Genomic DNA, 19966 nt, shown 5'->3' on the forward strand with positions numbered 1-19966 from the left:
TTTCCGGCTTTGACCATGCACAGCCAAACAAGCATAAAACTTTACTGCGGCAGCCGCAGCGACCATGCTAAACTGCGCCGCCCTGACGGCATGAACTTAGACCCGAGGAGAGAACTGTGACCACTCTGACCATTCAGACCCCTGACGACTGGCATTTACATTTCCGTGATGGCGATATGCTCAAAGAAACCGTAGCAGCCACGGCCCGTTGTTTCCGCCGTGCCATTGTCATGCCAAATCTGGTTCCTCCTGTCACCAACGCTGTTGAGGCCATGGCCTACAAAACCCGTATTCTGGCAGCCCGCCCGACAGGCAGCAGCTTTGAACCTTTGATGGTGCTGTATCTGACCGACCAGACCAGTGCTGACGACATCAAAGCGGCCAAAGCGGCTGGTGTGGTTGCCGCCAAACTCTACCCGGCTGGCGCCACCACCAACTCGCATTCAGGTGTCAGCAGTTTAAGCAAGCTGTACCCGGTACTGGAAGTGATGGCTGAGCAACAGATGTTGCTGTTGGTTCACGGCGAAGTGACCGACAGCCATGTTGATATTTTCGACCGTGAAAAAGTATTTATTGACCTGCACTTATCGCAGATTGTTGAAAAAGTGCCAGGCCTGAAAGTGGTGTTTGAACATATCACCACCGCCGACGCGGCTGAATTTGTCAAAGCCGCCCCAGAGCGGGTGGCTGCCACCATCACACCGCAACATTTGTTACTAAACCGCAATGATCTGCTGGTTGGCGGTGTCAGGCCCCATAATTATTGTCTGCCTGTCTTAAAGCGCCGTACGCACCAGGAAGCCTTACGCGCTGTGGTGGCCTCCGGCCATTCACGCTTTTTCCTCGGCACCGACTCAGCCCCGCATGCCCGTCACAAAAAAGAAGCGGCCTGTGGTTGCGCCGGTTGTTACAGTGCCTGGAGTGCGATTGAGCTGTACGCACAAGTGTTTGAAGAGCTGGGTTGCCTGAACAAACTGGAAGCATTCGCCAGCCACTATGGCCCGGATTTTTACAACCTGCCGCGCAACAGTGGCACCATTACGCTGGTGAAAGAAAGCTGGACAGTGCCAGCTGAAATCAGCCTGCCAGACGGCAGCCCTATAGTGCCGTTTTTCGCTGAGCAGAAGTTAAGCTGGAAACTGCAACAAGGTCTGTGATCAGACCTTGTGCTGACAACTCTGATAACAGCCCGGCTGCCGGGGGCAACTGCCGCCTCTGGCACAAATCAGCTGGGCTGGTTTTTCCATACTGCGTTGCACCCACTGAATATTCAGCACATTGGCCACTGTATTTAAAGTGCTGCGAATGGCTTTAGGCACCATCACGCCGCCCTGCGCCGTGACACACAACTGTTTCAGTTCCAGTGCCATTGTATCCGCATCTATGCCCTGTGCGGCGATCGCCGGGTTTAAGTCCACTCCGGCACAGAGCACATGGGCATTGCCTGCCAGGTCCGTCACTTTGGTGGATTCACAGCAATAAATCCGTGGTTTTCCCTGCACATCCAGCAACGACAACTGGGCTGACGAACCGGTATCCGGCTGGCCAAACATGCGGAATACCGCCCAGTGCTGGCAAGGATCGGGCACCTGACGCATATTGCCCCAAGGCAGAGGGATACCATTGCCACGGTACACGGCCTTGAGTTTGCCCGGCGTATAGGCATCAAAATAATGCCAGTACCTGTAGGGCGAAACCGCCGTCATCCGGCGCATGGCCACCGAGGCAGACACGCCCGCCAGTTCATGGCTGCTGATGGCATAACCTGTCCTGTCCAACAGTTGGCGGAAGGGCTGTTTCGGACAGAGCAAAGCGCCGGCAAAAAAACTGGATTCAAAATCACGCCAGGCCTGCAATATATCCTGCGGTGCCATAGAGGCGGTATCTGTGCTTTCACTGTCGTAAGCACCGCCCACCTGCATGCTGCTTTTCACCCTGTCTTTGCCATGCAACACCGCATGGCCTATGTGCACCGCCAGCTCATACTTGAGCCGGGTTGGCCATTGCTGCAGCAACTGGTTCAGGTGCAGCTGATTCGGAGGCAAAAAATACGAGGTGGGCACATTTTGACTGCGCACCCCCAGTTCATCCAGTACTTCAGATGGCGTTTCACTGAACCAGTGCAGCTCCAACCCCAGCTGGCGACAAATCTGCAGCAGCTCATCCAGGTTCAGTGGCATTCGTTTTAAACCGACTTCTTCGGCCGCCCGTTCCAGTTCGGGAAAATGGTTCTGGTGATGTTCCTGATGGGCCCGGATCAACAGCTGCGCAAACTGTCGGCCGCTGATACCGGTTTGTGACAACATCTCCGGTATCGCAATTTGCAAAATGTCCTGGGTGAATAAAAAGCCAGGCTCCAGCGGCATACCGGACACACCGCCTTTGCTGCTGAATTTGGCCGGTGTCAGGTCCAGCTGCTGCTCATCGCCATCCAGAAACCAGTCCGCTTCCTTCTGAAACACCTGGGCTATCACTTCCAGCATTTCGCGCGATGGCGTACGTTTGCCGTTTTCAATCATCGACAGGTACGACACAGACGGCGCGTATTCCGGACTGATACGCACACAACGGGTGGATAAATCCTCCATCGTCAGTTGGTTGCGTTTACGTAAATTGCGCACTTTGGTGCCCAAAAAATGCGACTGTCGGCTCAGGCTGGATTGGCTCATTTTGTAAAATTCACAGTGTGAAGTTTTTATTGTGAAATTTGTCAGATTTTCAGACTAGACTGTTTTTCACACAGTGACAACTGGTGTGACCACCCTACACAGAAAATAACGAGGAACAAACCATGAACAATACAGCCCTGACCCCAAAGGAGCAGCCCTTCCAGCAACAGTGCCAGATGATTGCGGAATTTAATGTGATGCACCGCCGTCAGATCCTGGATTATTCCAAAGCCTTCCTCGACAAAGTCTTTCCACTGGACAGAGGCAGCCATCAGGATGTGCAGAGTTATGTGGTGTATTACCAGCATTTATTGGTGTTTTTTGCTGACGGCAGCCAGACCGGCCTGCAAAACCCGGCGCAACTGGTGGCTTTTGGTGGCGCCGAAGAAAAACCGCAAAGCCTGCTGCTGAGCGATAATGGCCGCCACGTCGAGTTACTGTTTTGCCGTGCAAGCAGTGAAGATAAAGCCGGCATCAGTGACATTCTGCTGCAGCTGTCGGACGGCCAGTGGTTCAGCATGTTAAGAGGCAACACCACACCGGCAGCCTGTGTCAGCCCGGCGCAGCACAGCCCGTGCTTCCGGAGCCTGCAAGGCGGTTTTTATCAGCCCCAATAAGGTTGTATCGTTTTAAGCGAAAACCACCATCGTTTTATCTCAGCCAGCTGCTGTTGCACTTGGGCCCCAAAACAGGTTTTACTGGGGCCAGTGCAACAGGAGCCTTACGATGAACACGCCAACCTCCTTATCCCTGAGCGGCCACAGCTGGTGGCCTGAACTTCGCAGCCATATTGTTGATCACAAACTGGCAGCCTTTGGTTTGGCTGTGGCGCTGCTGGCTGTGCTGCTGTTGCTTGGCCAAAGTCTGTTGCATTTGTCTGACAGCCCCAGCAGCGACAACCTGAAACTGGCGCTGTTGGGTGGCACTGCGGGTTTTGTGGCAACGACACTGGGCGCTGTACCTGCGTTATTTTTCCGCCGCCTCAATGCCGTAGTGGAAGACAGCCTGCTGGGGCTGGCGGCCGGTATGATGCTGGCTGCCAGCGCCTTTTCCCTGATACTGCCCGGCATCGAAGCCGGCTCCGAACTGCTGCACAGTGACGCTTTGGGTTCTTTTGTCGTGGTGGGCGGTATGGCTTTGGGTGTGCTGCTGATGTTAGGGCTGGATGCTTTTACTCCGCACGAACATGACAAAACTGGCCCTTGTGGCCCGGGGCACCAGAAATGCGACCGCATCTGGCTCTTTGTATTTGCCATCGCCTTACATAACCTGCCGGAAGGTATGGCGGTCGGTGTCAGTTTCGCCAATGGGGATATGAGTGTGGGTCTGCCGCTGGCCACCGCCATCGCATTGCAGGATATTCCTGAAGGTTTAGCTGTGGCCCTGTCACTGCGGGCCGCAGGTTTTAATCCTGGTCTGGCCGTGCTGGTGGCTGCAGCCAGCGGTATTCTGGAACCTTTGGGAGCGCTGATGGGCGTGGGGTTATCCAGCGGCTTTGCGCTGGCCTACCCTGTAGGGCTTGGCCTGGCTGCAGGAGCTATGCTCTTTGTGGTGTCACATGAAGTGATACCGGAAACTCACAGAAATGGTCATCAGACACCGGCCACTTTGGGCCTGATGCTGGGTTTTGCCGTGATGATGGTGCTGGACACCAGTCTGGGTTAAGCCTGCGGCGAGGGTATTTTACCTTGTTGCAGATACTGCTGAATCCTCAGGTAAGTGTCGGTCCAATACAGGGATTGATGCTGTTTCAGGTAATCCAGAATGGCCTGATGGGTTTGCACCGACACCGCCATATGATCGCCTCCGACGCCATGAAACAACAGATTGGCTAACGCGCCCTGCGCGGCCGCCTGCAGCAGAAAGGATTTAATTTCTGCAAAGCTTTGTTGTTCAACGACCAGAAACAGGTTTGGCACACTGACACCATTGTAGCTGGTCCACTGCTGGATCTGATTGGTTTTGGCTGCCAGTAAAAAGGGCGGCAATCTGGCCCAGTAATGGCCGTCTTTGGCCTGAAAGTCAAAACAAGGTGGCGTGAAGGTACGCAGTGCTTGCCGATCCAATGCGGCCAGCGCCTGATGCGCCTCCAGCAGCTCCTGCTGCATTTGCGCCACAGTGCGCCGGTTTAAATCCTGCTCTGGCGTCACCCAGGGCCTGCCTTCAGGGCGACAGGGATGGCTGACACTATGATTCCCCAGCTCATGCCCCTGCTCAGCGACCTGCCGCCACTGTGACAAATGCTGCCGGAATACCGGGAAGGCGGTTGGCAGATAAAAGCTGGCTTTCAAACCAGCCTGGTTTAATGCGGGCACTGCATGTTCCAGCTGACTCAGCAAAGCATCGTCATAAGACAGACTGACCGCCGCTTTGGCCCCTTGCGGCCACTGAAATTCAGCCGCTGCTGACACAGACGCAGAGAAAGCCGCATAAAGCCAGATACTCAACCAGACACAAAGCAGTTTCACCTTCAGCATCAGTCAGACTCCAGCGGCTTCACCCCGATTTTTTTCACCTTGCCGTTATCCAGCTCAGCGATGGTCCACAGCATATTACTCCATTGGCAGGTATCACCGACCACAGGTTTACCACCGACCAGTTCGGTTAACAGATCACCTATATTGTCGAATTTATCCATCCCAGTCAGGTCCAGAGCATAGAATAAGGCCATGTCCGTCAGTCTGGCGTTGCCTTCAATCATAAAGTCGCCAAAGAAACCAAAATCGAAGTTACGTTGTGGGGTTTCGCTGAACATCCGCCCCAGCACAGGTAAATCAGCGTCATGGGCCATCACACAAAGAATATCGCCTTCGAGCAATGTGGTACTGCCGCTTGGGTGCAACAGCATTTGCTCGCGGAACAAAGCCACAATACGGGTATTTTCCGGCATATTCAGCTCACGCAATTCGGCGCCGATACACCATTTTTCGGCGCCCAGCTTGTAGACAAAAATTTCCCACTGACTGGTCAGATGCACATTGATACCGGCTCGGGACACCGGCATCGGCATAGGCGGCACCACCACTTTGGCTTTTTGCGCAGCCAGACTCAGCGTGGTGCCCTGAATCAGCAAAGACACCAGCACAATAAAAAACGCCACATTAAAAAACAGATGGGCATGCTCAAGGCCCGCCATCAGCGGGAACACAGCCAGAATCACCGGCACTGCCCCCCGTAAGCCAACCCAAGAGATGAACAGCCGCTCTTTCAGTTTAAAGCTGCGAAACGGCAGCAAACCGACAAAGACGGATAAAGGCCGGGCAAAGAAGATCATCCATAACGACAGAATCAGTGCAGGAATGGCGATGGGCAGCAGTTCTGACGGCGTCAACAGCAGCCCCAACACCAGAAACATACCGATCTGGCTGAGCCAGGCCAGCCCGTCAAACATATGCAAAATACCATGGCGATTGCGGATCGGTTTATTGCCGAGCATCAGGCCCAGTACATAGACCGTCATAATGCCGCTGCCACCCACTGCACTGGAAACGGCATACAACAGAATGCCGCCGCTGACGGCCAGCAAAGGGTACAGACCATCGGCAATTTCCAGCTTATTGATCAGCTGCAACATCATCCAGCCGCCGCCCAGCCCGAGCAGAATACCCACACCAAACTGCTGCACCAGATCCACCAGAATCATCAGCTCAAAACTGCTTTTGCCCTGAGCGATCATCGCAATCAAAGTGACGGTTAAAAACATCGCCATCGGATCGTTGGTGCCGGATTCAATTTCCAGTGTCGAACCAACCCGCTCGTTCAGCCCTTTGCCATTGAGCAGGTTAAATACCACTGCGGCATCGGTGGAACCAACAATGGCCCCAATCAGCAGGCCTTCAATCAGTTCCAGATTAAATAACCAGGCCGCCACCACACCGGTTAAGCCAGCGGTAATGGCCACCCCCAAAGTCGCCAGCGACAACGATGGCCAGAGCGCCACCCTGAATGTTTTCACATTGGTACGCATCCCGCCGTCCAGCAGAATGACCGCCAGCGCCAGGTTACTGACCAGATAAGCGAGGGAATAGTCGTTGAATTCAATACCACCGGGACCGTCGACACCAGCCAGCATGCCCACAGCAAGGAAAATAACCAGAATAGGCACACCAATTTTGCTGGCCACCGAGCTGACCATAATGCTGGACGCAACAAGCAAGGCACCAATCAGTAATAAGTTATTGATGGTAATAGCATCCAAAATGCGGCCTCCTGTTGCTGTGCTGTTTTTTCAAGATACCAGATCTTTGCTGGTTATCTATGGGCTTTATGATAAAAAATCATGGCCAAATTAATGCTATAGCAAGAAATATTTTTTTAGTTACTTATTTTCAATAAGTTACTTCGAAACATTTTTAACTAAACTTCAGATTAAACAGCCCTTAACCTGCGAATGATAAAAAATAAAACCAGGTTTTCACCATAAAAACTCAGTTCGACAGGGATGGTGCAAGAAACCGACTAAATTCATCAGCACAAGCCTGGTTGCCGGCTCAAAAAAGAAAAAAGCTGCCAGAAGGCAGCTTAAAGGTCTGATGCGCTAGTTCGATCTATTCTGTACCGAATAGCACAGCTTCAGTTTTTAACTACCAATACCAACCCACAGATAATACCAATTCTTTTCCTTGGTTCTTCTGAATCTCAAGTCGACTATCAAAATCTGAAGTCCATGCATAACGTAGCTGCAGGGAATAGAGTACATCCTGTCTAGGCTCCACGAACCAACGCTGTTCAGCAGCAAGCCGCATCGCCCAATGTTCGGAAAGATACCAATTGGCCGTCGCCTGCGCAGAACTGTAGATCCCTCTGCTCAGTAGTCGATCATCCAGAAACCCGGCCCCGACATATGCCCCCAGTACCAGTTGTTGCTGAAAAGGAGCCACCGCATAACCAATTCCAGAATTGATTTTGGCTTGCAGGCAATCATCACAACTCAGATCACGTTGTGCCGCCCCCACATCCAGATACCATGAATAGTGCTGATCCCCAGGTAAGCCAGTTAAATTGCTGCGAACGCTGTCAATCCTCAGCAAATTGATCTCATGCACACGTAAATCGCCGGAATAAACAGATAACTCCAATTCTCCCATAGTTAACCCAGAATGCGGCACATGGCCATAGCTTGCATCCAATGGGTCGTAATAGGCAGGACGCATCCTGAAGCGAAACGCATTGCCCTGCTCAGTTCTGGCAACTGAGGTATTGAGATAACTCGGTGGTCTGCCTAATTCAGGATGATTATCCGAATCAAATTCGGCCCGACTCCCCGCCGGGGGCAACAAAAACCTTTGTTGCAGTGCCTGCAGGTAGTCCTGATTAGCAACATCAGCGATGCCTGCTTTCTCATCACGGATCACCTGATAATAATCAATCAATGTATCTACAACTGCGTGTTGTCCGGCCGAAGGCAATTCCTGTAACAACGCAGGGCGTTCATTAGCTAAGGTTGCGACCCACTGATGCACTTTCTCCTGTTCCACGCTACTGAGCTGTTGATACCGCTGGTAAAGCCTGGACTGTCGGGACGGATGAAACCGGATTGCCCGGACCAACGCTTGTTCGCCGTTTCTTGCGTTGGCAATTCGTTGTACAACGCCTTGAGGAGTTTCCCAGCCTGCCGAGGGCCTAATAAGTTCTTTTTGAGTGAAGAGTTGTAACACCTCACCCATACGGTATGCGCAGTTGCGATTAAAAAAATAGTAGGTGAAATCTGCACCAAGAACTTCCCAAATGTGGCCAACCAACAGCTTCAATTGGTCTGGGTTCAAATTCAGCTGATATTCCCACAGATCCCTGAGCTCAGACTCCCCATAGTTATGTGAATGATAAAAATACTGCAGATGGGTAAATGAAGACTGATAGCCTCCAACCAAGCCTTTGGCTATGTAAAACAGCATGTTCTCGTCAGCTGGCACATCTGCACCGAAATTAACGGCTGTATCTTCCAGCTCCGAACTGCTTTGATTTGCTGCTGTATTCAGCCGAAGTAACAAATGTCCATAGTAGGATGCAGGGTTGCCTAAAAAACCTGTGGCAAAAATGACACTGACCGAATCCACCGAATTCTGACCTGTGAATTCAGTCAGTCCTGGACAGTTCAATTCGACAACGGGTTCAGGGATGACACCTTGTTGTTGCAACCACCTGAAACGGCCAGCAAAACGGCATTGTGCATGCTCATCAGGTTTATGCAGATCCTGGGTTAATGAAAAGGCGTTAATGGTAGCGATTAATTCTGCCTGAGCATCGGTACGACCGACAGGGCTTAAAAAAAAACCGTCACTGTTGATCGAGCTTTGGCCCGACTTGTCGTAATGCAGCAGGGCTCTCCAGCCTGAAGATTCAGACAATAGCTGCAGATCGGCAGCTTCTGCAAAAAAGTTTAAATGTACTGTCAGAAAAATCAGTAAACACCGGCTCAGCCGCAAAGGATATGACATAAAAAACTTCTGAAATGAACAACAGGCCAGCCAAAGCCAGCCTGTAAAAACCACCACAGATTAAACTGCGTTATGAGCTGCTATAGCTGAATTGAAGTACTGAGCTGATTTTTCTATCTTGCCTGCAGACAAATACTGTGCCGAGGCCAGATTGGCCGCCATGGACTGACGTAAGCTGGTAATGACCGCTGCTTTATCTTGAGCTGACACTTCCATCATTCCCAACAGGGTATCCAGATGCTTGCCTTGACCACGGGCAGTATCTTCCATTAACGGGTCATAACTTTGCAGAATGAAGGTAGCGACCGCCACTTTTTTACCATTGCAGGTTTCCGGGCTCGCCGTTGCAGAAGTTACAGCTGTAGTCCCCAAATCCCAAATGACGTTTGAAGTCACAGCCAGCGCTTTAGTTTCAGTAAACAGTGCAGCGCCAATACCACAATCCGCGTATGGATTCGGCCCTGAACCTACCGGCTTATCCTCTGCCATGACTGAGGTCGCTGACAATAAAGACAGAACTAACGCAGAAAACATCATCGTTTTTTTCATTTTTATTCCTTTAGTGTATTTTTCCTGAAGCGGCATTGAAATGTTGCAATGCCGTAATCAAATTACCCAACTGGAAACAGATACCAAAGCTTTATTTTCATAACTCGCTTCGATCGGTCAAATAACAAGCAACACAACACTACACAATGTTTAATGATACCAAGCGTTCACATTGATCTTATTTAACCTGAACCCGGGATAACGAGCGCCTACCAAATTAATCTTATAAAAATCAGCAAGATATACGTTTTTCATTTTTGCAGCTGCTTATGGCCTGACTGGATAAGCAACTTTTCCCGGGGTCGGGTTATGTACATCAGCACACTGTTGTTGCAGATCCGGCCTTTTCGCCCAGGATTTCAAAAAGCCTTTGCCTGCAGATTGGTACCAGCCACAACCTGTGAAGGAAGCAAGAACAATGTATTTTCTAAATTAAATCATGCGCTTAACTTTCATTTTTTCTAACTAAGCTTTTAGCTGAACAGCATTTCAACCAGAGATCATCAGACGTAAACCGAGACTTTCTCCCGCTAAACTCATTTAGGACGCTGTGATGCGGAAAACTGAATAAATTCTGAGGGATAGCCGCGGGGCCATTCCCGCCAAAAGAAAAAAGCTGCCAGAAGGCAGCTTAAAGGTCTGATGCGCTAGTTCGATCCATTCAGACCCTGTCAGTGTGCCTGAACAGAAGCAAAATAAACATAAACAAATTGTTAATCAATGTAACAAGTGAATAGCCCCTGATTCCCGTTATTTCATCGGCAATGACTCGAACTCCTCAGGTGAAAAGTGATACTATCACATCACTTTTTTATTGAAGGAACCATCATGCCCCGCTTGTCCCTTGTTGCCGCCTTAGTGTCAGGCTCTGTTGTTGCCAATGCTGCTGAAACCTCCGTTGAACATATTCAGGTACACCACCACCAGGCTTATCGTGGCAATGTGCCGGCCGAACATCTGCCGCAGGCCATTGACGTGCTGTCACGGGACGAGTTTGATCAGCTGGCCCTGAGCCGGTTTCAGGATGCTCTGGACAGCTCGGCCAGTATTGCCCGGCAAAACAATGGCGGTGGTTTATGGGACAGTTATTCATTACGCGGATTTCCGGGCAACGAAAATATACCTTCCGGTTATTTGATTAATGGGTTTAATGGCGGCCGCGGTTTTAGCGGTCACCGCGATTTATCCAATGTTGAATATGTCGAAATACTGAAGGGGCCTGGTTCCGCTTTGTATGGCCGCTCAGAACCTGGTGGCACCATTAATATAGTCACCCGTAAACCGGCGTTTGATACTCAGGGTTATATCAAAGCCAGCCACGGCCGTTTTGAGCAAAATCGCGTTGAAGCCGACTACACAACGGGCCTTTCCGATGCAATGGCGTTTCGGGTCAATGGCGCTGTGCAGGATTACGGCAGCTTCCGCGACTATGTCAGTTCAGACAAAAAAGTGGTCACACCGTCACTGCTGTGGCAAATCAACGCCGACAGCTCCTTGCTCTATGAATTTGAGTATCTGCAGCAATCCCAGCTGTTTGACCGTGGTTTAGTGGTGCTGAATAACAATTTTGACACCCTGCCACGCGAGCGTTATCTGGGGGAACCCAATGATGGCCCGACCGAGATCAGCGCCCGCGGCCACCAGCTCACTTACCAACAGGATCTGGCCAATGGCTGGGCATTTAATGCCGGCGTCAGTTACCGCGACTCTGATTTGTCTGGTTTTTCTTCCGACGCGGAACTGGCCGTTTCCCGCCAGTCCTTATACGACGATGGCCAGACCCTGACCCGCCAGCGCCGTTTCCGTGATTACTGGTCTGAAGATTTGTCAGTCCGGGCCGAAATCAGCGGCAGCCTGCAGTGGCTGGGGCTTACGCATCACCTGATGCTGGGTGCTGATGGTTACGACTATGAACTCTACACTTACCTGGGCCGTTACCGTGGCAGCAAAGGCAGTTACGCACTGGATATTTTTAACCCGCAGTATGGCGTCGCTGTACCAGGCACAGTCAACCCGCTGTACGCCAATTTAGAGCAGCAGAAAGCTCATGGTGTGTATGTACAGGATAGTATCCGCTTGCATCCGGACTGGCAGCTGTTAGTGGGTCTGCGGCTGGATAACGTCCGACAGAATCTGGAAGAACAAACCAAAGGCACCAGGGCAGATAAATCCTTTACCGAGCGCAGCCCACGTTTAGGTCTGGTGTACGATGTGACAGCCCATGTGCAATGGTATGCCAGTTATTCTGAGGGCTTTTTACCGCTCAGCGGTGCCGATTATCTGGGCCGGGGTTTCGACCCTGAGAGCAGCCGCTCGAAGGAGATGGGACTGAAATGGCATGAAGAAGGCGCCAGCTGGACTCTGGCACTGTTTGATGGCACCAAAACCAATATTCTGACCTCAGACCCTGTCAACGTCGGTTTTGCTGCGCCTCTGGGTGAAGCCCAAAGCACGGGGGTGGAACTGGACCTGCGTTACCCGCTGACCAAAGATTTAACACTGGATCTGTCCTACGCCTGGCTGGACAGCCGCACCTTAAACAACGCGCTGAGCCTGGACTGGGGTGTCGAGATCCCGGCGGGCAGCCGCCTGGTGAACGTGCCGAAACACAACCTGAGCCTGGCGCTGAACCAGCACTTTGCCGCTTTGGGTTACCAGCACAATGCGGGTGTGCGCTGGCGTTACCAGAGCGAGCGGCTGGGAGATTCAGTGCAGCCGTCTTACCTGCTGCCGTCCTACAGCCTGACCCATTTGTTTTTACACAGTGAGCTGAGTGCAAACTGGCAGCTGGAGCTGAATATCGACAACCTGTTTGATAAGCACTATGTACTGAACTCTTATTCAGCGCTGTGGACAGTGCCGGGAGAACCCCGCAGCTACCGTGTCGGGGTCCGTTATGGTTTCTGAAGGTAGCATGGGGGCCAATCATCAGTACGCTGCCCAAGACCATTCCAGGCGTATATTGTCTATCGACGCAATGCGGGGGTTAATCATCATTTTTATGATGTTAGACCATATCAAAGAACGCTTTGCCCTGCATATTCCGATACTGGATCCAATGGATATTACAGCCACCTCTCCCGGTATGTATTTTTCCCGTTATCTGGCGCATCTGTGTGCACCTATGTTTGTATTTTTAACCGGGTTATCTGCCTGGCTTTATGCCCATCCGGCGAATAAAGCCTTTCGCTCACCCACAGGTTTTTTGGCTAAACGCGGTTTGTTTTTAATTTTTCTGGAACTGACGGCGGTCTATCTGGTGTGGGCGGGCTCCATCAGCACAATTTTCCTGCAGGTGATCTGGGCTATCGGCTTGTGTATGTTGGCGCTTTCAGTGCTGAGTAAACTGAATTATTGGCTGATTGGTGTGTTGGGTTTTACCATTGTGGTGGGGCATAACTTACTTTCACCTGTGCATTTCACGCCCGATGAATGGGGATACAATCTGTGGACATTGCTGCATGACAGAGGCTACCTGACAGATACAGGCCCTGTGACCATCAGAGTGTCTTATCCGGTATTGCCATGGATAGGGGTAATTCTGGTCGGCTATTTCGCCGGGCCTTTGTACGCACATGCGCGGTCGCCGGAAAACCGCAAGAAACTGCTGCTCGCTTCAGGCCTGGGCTGTTATGTGTTGCTGGCCCTGCTGCGGGGGTTCAATCTCTATGGCGAAAGCTTGCCCTGGCATCCCCAGCAAACCCTGGTGCTTACTGTGATGGCCTTCTTCAACTTTACCAAATACCCGCCATCCTTAGATTTTCTGCTGATCACCATTGGGACAGGGTTGTTGTTGCTCCGCCTGTTTGAATCCATCGAGAATCCATTTACCAGGGCCCTGACGGTGTTTGGCTCTGCACCTATGTTTATTTATCTGCTCCATCTGTATGTGATACTGCTCATCTACAGCATTTTTTACCTTATTTTTGGTGCCAACCAAGGCGACAGATTTGGTGTCGATTCCTATTACTTTATTTGGGCATTTGCCATCATTTTACCCATAGTACTGTACAAACCTACAAAATGGTTTGCGCACTACAAACACCGGGAAAAACACACAAAACCCTGGCTGACTTACTTTTGAGCGGAAAACCTCTCCAGCCCTGTCTCAGTGCGTTCAACAGGTGAAATCAGGCCTTGGGAGCACACTGCAGGTCCCCGGCGGCGTGGCGCTGTTTGCCACAGGCGGAATCTGCAGTTTCCAGCCGGCAGGTAATACCACAGCAGCCAGTGCCGGTTAAGGAGCTTTCGTCGCATGGCCAAGCTCCTGTTGGCTTGGCGCACACTGTTGTTGCAGCTCAGGTCGTTTGGCCCAGGCTTTTAAAAAGGCTTTCCCTTCCGACTGGTACCAGCCATAGCCTTGCTGCCGTTCCAGTGACAACTGATTGACGTCACTGTACGTCTGACCATCGCGATCAAAAAACACCGGTTTTTCATCTTTCAGACTGTAAAAACGCGCCCACAGTACCCGGCCTTTCTCTGGCACCAGACTGGAACCTGTGGCTGTGCGTTGCCATTTTTTGTCGGTGATTTGATGCTGCTGCAGCCATAAAGCGCCATAACACAAGGTACGGTGAACCCCCGGCTGGTCACTGGCTTTGCCCAGCAACAGAGCCAGCAGTTTGGCACTTTCGGTGCTGACCAGACTGACCTGTTCAAATTTACGGGCCGCCACCGGAGCCAGCGTTAAGGGATGATGCTGTGCAGTCCAGACGGTAGGGCGGCCATTCAGCACCACCACCGCCTTCACCAGAAACTGCACACCACGCTGAAAACTCTGACTGGCTTGCTGTTGCTGTTCAGTGCTGAACAAAGGCGACTGGCTGATATCCGACAACAAACTGAGTAAGTCCGTCATCACATGATCATTTAAGGTGGCGGCGTCATGGTAGCCGCCCCGCAGCGGGTAAGTCTGAGGAAAACCTCCATTGGGAAACTGAGCCTGAAGCAGGAACTGCAGCGCTTTATCAAGGCTATGACGGATCCGCTGCCGCGCCGCACCGTCGGCCTGCGGGTAGTAGTTCATCAGCCAGCGTATCTGGCTGCTGGTCGCGCTGTTATCAAAAGTGGGAATATAGGCTGGCTCCGCACCAGCCCACTGACCCGGCCGACGTGGCTGACGCATGTCTGTTCTTTTACTCCAGCCGCCACTTGGCGTTTGGTAACTCAATACCGCCGCCAGTTCCGCTGCCGAACTGATCGCCTCCAGGCCAAAGTTTTTGGCTTTAGGCGCCGCCAATGCTTTGGTTAAACCCAGAGCAGTCAATTCCTTTGTAAACTGCTGCTGGTCCTGCTGCTTTAACTGCACTGATTGCTGCAGATACTGCTGCCAGTCTGGCGTTAACGGCTGATCCTGCCAGTACGAAGAGCCCCAGACGGGGCTCCCCAACAGCAGCAGAAAAAATCCACTGCAACGGCTCATCAGAAGGTCCCCCGCACACCGACCAGATACTGGCGGCCGGTCAGCAGGTATTCCACTGGCCGCGAGGTATAGACATCACTCCACTGTTCAGTGGCCGCATTGGTCAGGTTAATGGCTTCGAAGCTCAGTGACAGGCTGTCGCTGAGTTTGTAGCGGGACGAGAAGTTCAGCTGCCCCTTGTCTTCATAACCCCGGCCGAAATTCCCTTCGTCTTTGTATTTGTCCAGGTACTCCTTGATATAACGTTCGCGGAAGTTCCAGGAAAAACGCGCACTGAAATCGCCGTGCTCATAATACAGAGTGGTGTTGTACGCCAGCCGCGAGGTTTCTTCGGCCAGCAGGCTCAGTGGCACCTCAGTGAATGGATCCGTCAGATCTTTCATGTAATCAATCCAGGTCAGGTTGCTCTGAATACCAAAACGGTTCCAGGGCTCAGGCAGGAAGCTGAAGGGTTGCTGGTAAATAAACTCAGCCCCACGCACCCCTTCGGCTGGCGTATTGATCAACTGCGTCACCTCCCAGGTGATGGTCGACGGATCCGTGTCGCCCAAGTCAATGCCCAACTGCGACAGTTGCTCACGGCTGAACACCTGCGAGGTAGAGCCTTTCGACAAGCCAGTGATGTCTTTGTAGAACACGGACAATGCCAGCAGGGCTTCGTCGTCAAAGTACCATTCCAGACCCACATCAATCTGCTCCGATTCGTACGGCATCAAGGTTGGGCCTGCCCCCATTTCAATGGTTGCGGTCGGGTCTTTCGAGTCCGGGGTATTCACTTTAATGGCCGAAGCAAGATCCGCAATCGCAGGCCGGGTAATGGCTTTGGCCAGGCTAAGGCGGGCCACCACCTCATCCGTCAGATCATAGGCCAGGTTTAAACTGGGAAGAAAATCTTTATTGCTGCTGGTGGTGGAGCGCCAGCCGTAACCGCCAGCCAAATCGGCCCCGGCTCCGCGGCCAGCGGTGTAACCGTCTGCATAGATATGGTCCAGGTTGACAATGCCTGAGGTGTTTTCATTGTCCAGATAACGGCCACCAATATTACCGCGCAGCTCTTTGCCCGCCAGCTCCGCTTTAAAATCGAGCTGAATAAACAGGCCCGAGACTTTTTCTTCAATATCGTAAGTTGAGTTGTAACGCTGTTTCGCTTCAAAGAAATCGGCTGTCGAAAAGGCGTTATACACCTTCTGGTAGTCGGTGGTTAACCAGCTGTTGGAATCCAGCGTGGAGTTGCCGGGGATAGACGCGGCATTGCCAAAATGCTGACCGGCATCAGCCAGCGAAATACCAAACAATGAACCGGCGCGCTCGGCGGCAGGTAACTTCAGCACCAGCGATTCCGCCGCATCACCACTGGTTTTATTGGTGCTGGTGTTCAGCACTTTCCAGCCGTTGTCGTACTGCACATTGGCGGTTTTGAACGTGCGGTGGTTCAGGCCCCATTTCAGCGTCAGCCCGTCATTGATTTCATAAGCAAAATTCAGTGAAAAGTTATTGTTTTCGCTGTTAATCTGCTGACTGCGGTTACGCACCAGACCCAGGCTGTACAGGGACGGGTCCAGCATCAGTTGCTGCAATTGCTCTTTGCTGTAGCTGCCGCCAAAAGCCTGAGCCGGTGCAAAGGCAAAGGCCGGCATATCCATATTCATAGTGGCAGTGCCAATGCTGGTGCCGGTTTGGCTGAGCAGGCTGATAGGGTCAATGGCGCTGTCGTAGCTGTACGCGAACGTGGAGTTAAAGCTGTCCAGGCCAAAGGTGCGCTGGTAAGGGATATCCAGATCCGATGTGCCGCTACCGGCCAGAAAACTGATTTTCAGCGCGTCGCTGACATGCCAGTCAACCGAGAAAGTCACCTGATTAAAGTCCGAATTGGACACATCCTGGCGGGCTTCAGAGCGGATAGGCACGCCGGACAAGGTTGCAGCCACCAGGGTATTGTTGGCATCGACCAGCAGGTTCTCGGCATAAATACTGGTTTTGCTGCTGACATTGCCACGCAGCAAGGCGGAGTACTGGAACTCATCCATGGTGCTGTCGAGTTTGGCCTGCAGAATATCCAGATTCAGTAAGATATCGTCAGTGGGCTGGTATTGAAATGCCGCCGTCAGGCCTAACCTGTCCTGTTGTTTATTGAAAATGGAATACCGTGGAATACGCGGCAGCCAGATGCCTTCCATGTTTTCATTGGTATAAACCCCTTTCGGACTAAGCTGAGTCACAGGCGCAGCCGTCAGCAGATTATCGGCGCTATCTTTTACCCAGGACGGATTGTTTACCGACCAGCGCACTGTGGTGGCGCCTTCACTTTGCACCAGACCTTCGGAGTAGGCCGCCGACACCAGCACACCAAATCTGTTGTCCCAGTTTTGACTGAACATGAGCGAACCGCGGGGGGTTACTTCTTCCGCCACATCGTTGTAACGGCCATTGAGGTTATAGGCAAACTTGCTGTCCTGGTACTGAAAAGGCCGCGCCGTTTGCAGGTTCACATTGCCGGAAATACCGCCGTCTTCCAGTTCAGCCGCCACAGTTTTATTCACATCGATTTGGGTAAACAGCTCGGAGGCAAAGACGTTAAAGTCAAAAGCCCGGCTTTTGTTGGCGCCGCCAGACGCATCTGTCGCCGCACCGGCCGACGCCGATTCCATACCGTTGATGGTGGTTTTAACAAAAGCAGCCCCCAGACCCCGTAAGCTGATCTGGCGGCCTTCCCCGGCGTCTTGCTCAATGGCGACACCGGGAATACGGGCCAGGCTGTCGGCCACGTTCAGGTCCGGGAACTTACCCAAATCCTCCGCCAGAATAGTTTCTTTGCTGCCTACAGCTTCACGTTTAGCCGACAAGGCCAGACTCAGACTGCCGCGGTAACCTGAGACCTGAATGACCTCGACCTCCTGCTCTGCCGCGCTTTTGGTCTGCTGCTGTTGCTGCGCTACTACGGAGCCACTGCCCAGCGCCAGCCAAATAGCCAGGCTGAGTTTGCCCGGAAGAAAAGCTTGATTCGTCATATTTGATTCCCTGTTGTTTCTTTTTGAGATTGTTGTTTTTTTCCCCGTAGGGCCGGTGTGAGCAGGTTGAGTCCCTGTCTGACGACTGCCATTTATCAAATGCCACCGGTAGCAAAATGACAAAACAATAAACCGGAGAACGACCCCCTGCCGCTGACCAGAACGGCGGCAAGGGACGACACCCCTTCACTGACAAGTGTGTGAATTCAGAACAAAAAATCCGTAGCTAAAAAGCCAGACTGACGCTGCTGCACCATGCTGCGTACCAGACCAATGCCCTGTTCAGTCCCTTTAATGGCCACCAGTGTCGGAATGGAAAACTGATGCAAGGCATCCTGCACCGACAAAGTGCCTTCGGCAGAGTCTTTGCGGCCGGTAAAAGGGAAGGAATCCGGGCTGCGCTGACACTGGCTGTTGATGTTGATGCGGCCCACCTGGTTGGCAAACAAGTCGACCAAAGGCCCGATGGCCGCGCCGTCCTGACCAAAAATACTCAGTTGCTGGCCAAAGTTGCTGTGGATCACATATTCAATGACTTCGCTGATATCGTCGTATGGCACCAGCGGCACCAGCGGACCAAACTGCTCTTCCTGATACAGCCGCATGGATGGGCTGACCGGGTACAGCAAGGCCGGCCGCATTAAAGGCCCGGCCAGCTCGCCGCCGCCCGGGTTTTGCACTGTCGCACCATTTGCCAGCGCATCCTCAATCAGCGCCTGCATGGCCGCCGTTTTACCTGGTTCCGGCATAGGGGTAATTTGCGCACCGGCACGCCAGGGCATGGCTAACTGCAGTTTGTTGATTTCGGCCACCAGCAATGGCAACAGTGCGTCCACCTGCTGACGCGGCGCGAAAATAATCTTCAGCGCCGTACAACGTTGGCCGTTAAAACTCAAAGCACCGGCAATAATTTCGGTGGCGGTTGTCGCCAGCGCCGCACAGGGCAGCACAATAGCCGGGTTTTTGGCATCCAGACCCAACACCGCTTTGAGCCGGTGAGGCTTGGGGTGCAGCCGTTTTAAGTCACTGGCGCCTTTATTGGTGCCGATAAAAGCCAGCACATCCACTTTGCCGCTTTCCATCAGCGCACCGACGGTTTCCCGGCCGCGACCATAAATCACATTAATAACCCCAGGAGGGAAGCAGTCGGCGAAGGCCTGCAGCAGCGGTTCAATCAGCAAGACGCCGTATTTGGCGGGCTTAAACACCACGGTGTTGCCCATCATCAGCGCCGGAATTAAAGTGGTAAAGGTTTCATTCAGCGGGTAGTTAAAAGGCCCCATACAAAGCACCACCCCCAGAGGCACCCGGCGGATTTTGCCTAACACACCCTGCTCGCTGACAAAGTGGCTGTCGGCCCTGTCCTGTTGCTTCATCGCCTGCACTGTGTCACGAATGTAGTCACAGGTGCGGTCAAATTCTTTGCTGGCGTCTGCTGTATTTTTGCCAATCTCCCACATCAGCAGCCGGATCACCGCATCCCGTTGCTTCAGCATGGCCACCAAAAAGGCTTCAATATGACGGATGCGTTCCAGCACCGGCAAGGTCGGCCAGTGGCCACGGCCCAAATCATAGGCCTTAACCGCGGCGTCCAGCGCCTGCAAGGCCGCTGCGCTGTCCATCAGCGGGGTCGCGCCCAGGATCACCGGGTTCAGTGTGTTGCTTTGTTCATCACGCAAGCAAACCGGGCTGACCACTGGAGCCAGTTCACCCGGCCATTGCTGCAGTGCACCAGCCACCAGGTAATGCCGCTGCTCAAGCGCTACAGGCTGTGGGAATTCAACCGCCAGCTCAGCGGCGGTTGGAAACAATGGGGTTAAGTCAGACATACAAGCTCCTTTTCGCACCAGGTGAATTGCGAACCCAGGTTGTAGTGCTGGC

At 52.5% G+C, this 19966-nt stretch carries 13 protein-coding genes; 5 read left to right on the plus strand and 8 right to left on the minus strand.

What is annotated here, in order from left to right; translation table 11 throughout:
* Window positions 1-116: 116 nt before the first annotated feature.
* Entirely contained in the window at window positions 117-1157 is a 1041-nt protein-coding gene (gene pyrC / locus WKJ04_RS09490; protein WP_337880202.1) for a dihydroorotase, read from the plus strand.
* Here the strand turns inward: pyrC and WKJ04_RS09495 are convergent, their stop codons facing one another.
* Window positions 1158-2669, minus strand: a complete 1512-nt coding sequence (locus WKJ04_RS09495; protein ID WP_337841377.1) for a DUF3612 domain-containing protein — start codon at window positions 2667-2669, stop codon at window positions 1158-1160.
* Between the two features lie 122 nt (window positions 2670-2791).
* Here WKJ04_RS09495 and WKJ04_RS09500 point away from each other — a divergent pair, with 122 nt between their 5' ends.
* A complete protein-coding gene (locus WKJ04_RS09500; RefSeq protein WP_337841378.1) occupies window positions 2792-3286 on the plus strand; it encodes a malate synthase in 495 nt (164 codons plus the stop codon).
* A gap of 109 nt (window positions 3287-3395) precedes the next feature.
* On the plus strand, window positions 3396-4334 hold the full coding sequence (locus tag WKJ04_RS09505) for a ZIP family metal transporter (RefSeq protein WP_337880203.1): 939 nt from the start codon (window positions 3396-3398) through the stop codon (window positions 4332-4334).
* Here WKJ04_RS09505 and WKJ04_RS09510 read toward each other — a convergent pair.
* From WKJ04_RS09510 to WKJ04_RS09525, 4 genes are all read right to left on the minus strand, one after another.
* On the minus strand, window positions 4331-5146 hold the full coding sequence (locus WKJ04_RS09510; RefSeq protein WP_337841380.1) for a polysaccharide deacetylase family protein: 816 nt from the start codon (window positions 5144-5146) through the stop codon (window positions 4331-4333). The two genes, WKJ04_RS09505 and WKJ04_RS09510, sit on opposite strands and share 4 nt — an antisense overlap.
* The gene (locus WKJ04_RS09515; RefSeq protein ID WP_337880204.1) at window positions 5146-6867 is read right to left on the minus strand and encodes a potassium/proton antiporter; all 1722 of its coding nucleotides are present in this window, start codon (window positions 6865-6867) and stop codon (window positions 5146-5148) included. The genes WKJ04_RS09510 and WKJ04_RS09515 overlap by 1 nt, the downstream gene beginning before the upstream one ends.
* 385 nt (window positions 6868-7252) lie before the next feature.
* Window positions 7253-9106, minus strand: a complete 1854-nt coding sequence (locus tag WKJ04_RS09520) for a DUF4105 domain-containing protein (protein ID WP_337880205.1) — start codon at window positions 9104-9106, stop codon at window positions 7253-7255.
* Window positions 9107-9166: 60 nt separating this feature from the next.
* Window positions 9167-9655, minus strand: a complete 489-nt coding sequence (locus WKJ04_RS09525) for a DUF3015 family protein (protein ID WP_337880206.1) — start codon at window positions 9653-9655, stop codon at window positions 9167-9169.
* Between the two features lie 828 nt (window positions 9656-10483).
* Between WKJ04_RS09525 and WKJ04_RS09530 the strand changes: the two genes are divergently transcribed.
* Window positions 10484-12562, plus strand: a complete 2079-nt coding sequence (locus tag WKJ04_RS09530) for a TonB-dependent receptor (protein WP_337880207.1) — start codon at window positions 10484-10486, stop codon at window positions 12560-12562.
* Window positions 12552-13739, plus strand: coding sequence for a heparan-alpha-glucosaminide N-acetyltransferase domain-containing protein (locus WKJ04_RS09535; RefSeq protein WP_337880208.1), 1188 nt, complete (start codon window positions 12552-12554; stop codon window positions 13737-13739). The genes WKJ04_RS09530 and WKJ04_RS09535 overlap by 11 nt, the downstream gene beginning before the upstream one ends.
* A 153-nt stretch (window positions 13740-13892) precedes the next feature.
* Here the strand turns inward: WKJ04_RS09535 and pelA are convergent, their stop codons facing one another.
* The 3 genes from pelA to WKJ04_RS09550 form a co-directional block, all read right to left on the minus strand.
* Window positions 13893-15077 carry a pectate lyase gene (gene pelA, locus WKJ04_RS09540; protein ID WP_337880209.1) on the minus strand — a complete coding sequence of 395 codons (1185 nt, stop codon included), beginning with the start codon at window positions 15075-15077 and terminating at the stop codon, window positions 13893-13895.
* Window positions 15077-18085: a TonB-dependent receptor gene (locus tag WKJ04_RS09545; protein ID WP_337880210.1), complete on the minus strand. Its 3009-nt coding sequence runs from the start codon at window positions 18083-18085 to the stop codon at window positions 15077-15079. The genes pelA and WKJ04_RS09545 overlap by 1 nt, the downstream gene beginning before the upstream one ends.
* A 206-nt stretch (window positions 18086-18291) precedes the next feature.
* Window positions 18292-19914 (minus strand): NADP-dependent glyceraldehyde-3-phosphate dehydrogenase, encoded by a 1623-nt coding sequence (locus WKJ04_RS09550; protein WP_337880211.1) that lies wholly within the window; start codon window positions 19912-19914, stop codon window positions 18292-18294.
* Window positions 19915-19966 lie beyond the last annotated feature (52 nt).

This window comes from Rheinheimera sp., from assembly GCF_037442345.1.
Taxonomy (GTDB): Bacteria; Pseudomonadota; Gammaproteobacteria; order Enterobacterales; family Alteromonadaceae; genus Pararheinheimera.

Bases quoted from the DNA above. Each gene is read 5' to 3' on its own strand.
- WKJ04_RS09530 (WP_337880207.1), top strand. From the start codon at position 10,484: ATGCCCCGCTTGTCCCTTGTTGCCGCCTTAGTGTCAGGCTCTGTTGTT.
- WKJ04_RS09495 (WP_337841377.1), bottom strand. From the start codon at position 2,669: ATGAGCCAATCCAGCCTGAGCCGACAGTCGCATTTTTTGGGCACCAAA.
- WKJ04_RS09505 (WP_337880203.1), top strand. From the start codon at position 3,396: ATGAACACGCCAACCTCCTTATCCCTGAGCGGCCACAGCTGGTGGCCT.
- WKJ04_RS09535 (WP_337880208.1), top strand. From the start codon at position 12,552: ATGGTTTCTGAAGGTAGCATGGGGGCCAATCATCAGTACGCTGCCCAA.
- WKJ04_RS09500 (WP_337841378.1), top strand. From the start codon at position 2,792: ATGAACAATACAGCCCTGACCCCAAAGGAGCAGCCCTTCCAGCAACAG.
- WKJ04_RS09510 (WP_337841380.1), bottom strand. From the start codon at position 5,146: ATGCTGAAGGTGAAACTGCTTTGTGTCTGGTTGAGTATCTGGCTTTAT.
- WKJ04_RS09520 (WP_337880205.1), bottom strand. From the start codon at position 9,106: ATGTCATATCCTTTGCGGCTGAGCCGGTGTTTACTGATTTTTCTGACA.
- WKJ04_RS09550 (WP_337880211.1), bottom strand. From the start codon at position 19,914: ATGTCTGACTTAACCCCATTGTTTCCAACCGCCGCTGAGCTGGCGGTT.
- WKJ04_RS09545 (WP_337880210.1), bottom strand. From the start codon at position 18,085: ATGACGAATCAAGCTTTTCTTCCGGGCAAACTCAGCCTGGCTATTTGG.
- pelA (WP_337880209.1), bottom strand. From the start codon at position 15,077: ATGAGCCGTTGCAGTGGATTTTTTCTGCTGCTGTTGGGGAGCCCCGTC.
- WKJ04_RS09525 (WP_337880206.1), bottom strand. From the start codon at position 9,655: ATGAAAAAAACGATGATGTTTTCTGCGTTAGTTCTGTCTTTATTGTCA.